General features: G+C 42.0%; 2 protein-coding genes. Both read left to right on the top strand.

Annotation, left to right across the window (positions count from 1 at the left end; all coding sequences use genetic code 11):
• The first annotated feature begins 151 nt into the window (after positions 1-151).
• On the top strand, positions 152-1,723 hold the full coding sequence (locus EAI83_RS16895) for a Mu transposase domain-containing protein (protein WP_129976285.1): 1,572 nt from the start codon (positions 152-154) through the stop codon (positions 1,721-1,723).
• Positions 1,720-2,484, top strand: coding sequence for an ATP-binding protein (locus EAI83_RS16890; protein ID WP_129976283.1), 765 nt, complete (start codon positions 1,720-1,722; stop codon positions 2,482-2,484). The genes EAI83_RS16895 and EAI83_RS16890 overlap by 4 nt, the downstream gene beginning before the upstream one ends.
• The last annotated feature ends 87 nt before the right edge of the window (positions 2,485-2,571 follow it).

Here is a 2,571-nt window from a genome sequence, read left to right as displayed (position 1 = left end):
TGCAAATTCTGCTCGAACGGTACGCCTATTCTGAAATTAGCGGTACATCCATTCTGATTTAGCGGTATGCGTTTTCTGCTCAAAGCGGTACGTTTTTCCTTTATTATTGTGATGTAACTATTATTCATCACAGTGCAAAGGAGGAACTATTATGCACGACTACAATACTATTCTTGGAGTCATAGAACTTCGACTCAGTAAAGTCAGTTATGACGCCGTACAAAAACGTTACCGGATTGGACGAAGCGGGATTGCATTAATCATGAACCGTTACAATGATTCAGGATTATCACTGGATGATCTTCGACAAATGCCAGCTTCAAAGGTGGTTGATCTCATCTATCCAAAAGAAAACCTTCGACATAAGGATATTCCATTACCTGATTTTGAAAAAATACATGAGCAGATGATCCAAATGGGAAAACATGCCGACTTGAGCTTTCTATGGATTGATTATAAAAAAGAGCATCCCAACGGTTACCAGCTTGCTCAGTTTTATAAGCTGTATCGTGATTTCCTGGTAGATACATATGGTACTTCAAAAACATCTATGCCTGTAGAGCGGATCCCTGGTGAAAAGATGTATATCGACTGGGTAGGCGACCAGCCGGAACTGCTACTGGACACAACTACTGGCGAACTTCGAAAAGTTCATATTTTTACGACTACACTTGGTTTTAGCAGTCTTGTTTATGCAGAGATCTTTCTGGATGAGAAACTTCCACATTTTATTGCTGGCACAGTACATGCACTGTCTTATTATGGGGCTGTTCCTAAATATCTTGTCCCAGACAATCTGAAAACAGCCGTTACCAGGCATAGCAAAGATGAACTTGTGCTGCAGGCAGCTTTTTCAGATCTGGAAACTTTCTATGATACGATTATTCTGCCTCCACCGCCAAGGAAACCGAAAGGCAAACCAACAGTTGAAAATCATGTGCGTTTCTTGGAGACGCATCTGGTAGAAGAATTAAAGAAAGATACTTATACCTCTCTGGAAGCTCTGAATGCTGCGGTCAAAAAGATCGTAGCGGACATCAACCAGCGTCCTTTCCAGAAAAAATCTGACATTCGGAAATCCCGCATGAATGGATTCGAAAAGTACGACAAACCGCGTATGAACCAGCTTCCAGGCGAAAGTTATACACTTTGTGATTATAAATACTTTCTTAAAGTTCCAGATAATTACCACCTTGAGTATGATGCCCACTACTATTCTGTATTGTATACCTACAAAGGGAAGTCTGCAATTCTTAAGGCTACAATGACGGAGATACGGATCTGTGATGAGTATAACCGGCTGATCTGCCGCCATCCAAGATCTTACCGTGATTTTCCTCTTTACATTACAGATGACAATCATATGCCTCCAGAACACCTGTATTACAAAGAAGTGAATGCACATGACGGAGCTTATTACAGACGGTGGGCATCTGTTTATGGAGAATCTATGGTAACTCTTATTGACAGGATACTCCGCAGTTCCAAGCATGAGGAACAGGCATACAACAGCTGTGCCGGTGTGCTCCATTCCTGTAAAGATGTTCCTCACAGGCTGGTTCAGGAGGCTGCTGAGAAATGCGTAGAAGCCAATGCCTGCAAGTATTCTTATTTCAAGAAAGTACTTAGCATGGTTCAAAATAATCATTCCAGCAGCGCTATAAACGGAACCGGAAAACTTCCTTCCCATACAAACATCCGTGGAAAGGAGGCATACAAATGAGTTCATCCCATGACATTACATTAACACCTCAGGAACAGGCTCTGATCATGCGTCTGAAAAGTTTCCGTGTTCCAGAAATGGCACATATCCTGGAAGAACAGTTGAAAGATCCCAATGCAGATCTAAACACTTTTTTGGAACGCATGACAGCAATGGTTGATGCAGAGTGGCAGGCGCGGGCAGATAAACGTTTTAATCGTCTGATGAAAGAAGCGCATCTGCGATACCCGGCGGCAGATCTTGACGAAACTATTTACCGTCCAGAACGTCAGCTTGATACCCAGACAATAGAGCGACTGAGTACCTGCCACTGGATAGAGGAAGGAAAGAATCTCATTGTAACAGGATCTTCCGCCAGTGGAAAAACTTATCTAATCAATGCTTTTTGTGTAACTGCAATGAAGCAGTCTAAGAGTGTAAAGTATATAAAAGCGAACACTCTTATGAGCGAAATGGAACAGGCACGTATCAAATCCACAAATCTGGATTACCTGAATAAGCTGACCAAGCTGGATCTTCTTGTGATCGATGATTTTGGCCTTATGGATCTCGATCTTGATAAATGCCGGGATCTTTTTGAAGTCCTTGACACCAGGGATGGAAGAAAATCAACTGTAGTCATCTCACAGTTTCCAGTCAGTACATGGTTTGATATGTTTGCTGATAATACCTACGCTGATGCGTGCCTTACACGAATCACAGATAAACATCATACATATCGTCTGGAGATGAACGGTATAAATATGCGTGAAACAGAATGATATCATCTAGCGGTACTTCGTACCGTTAAAAATGGAATAGCAGTTCCGCAGTAGCGGAACTGGCATTCCGTTTAAGCATAATTTGCA

The organism is Blautia sp. aa_0143 (assembly GCF_004167315.1).
Classification (GTDB): Bacteria; Bacillota; Clostridia; order Lachnospirales; family Lachnospiraceae; genus Blautia_A; species Blautia_A fusiformis.
The sequence above is the reverse complement of the archived record's forward strand: the minus strand, read 5'-3'. Positions and strand labels throughout refer to the sequence as shown.

Bases quoted from the DNA above. Each gene is read 5' to 3' on its own strand.
- EAI83_RS16895 (WP_129976285.1), top strand. From the start codon at position 152: ATGCACGACTACAATACTATTCTTGGAGTCATAGAACTTCGACTCAGT.
- EAI83_RS16890 (WP_129976283.1), top strand. From the start codon at position 1,720: ATGAGTTCATCCCATGACATTACATTAACACCTCAGGAACAGGCTCTG.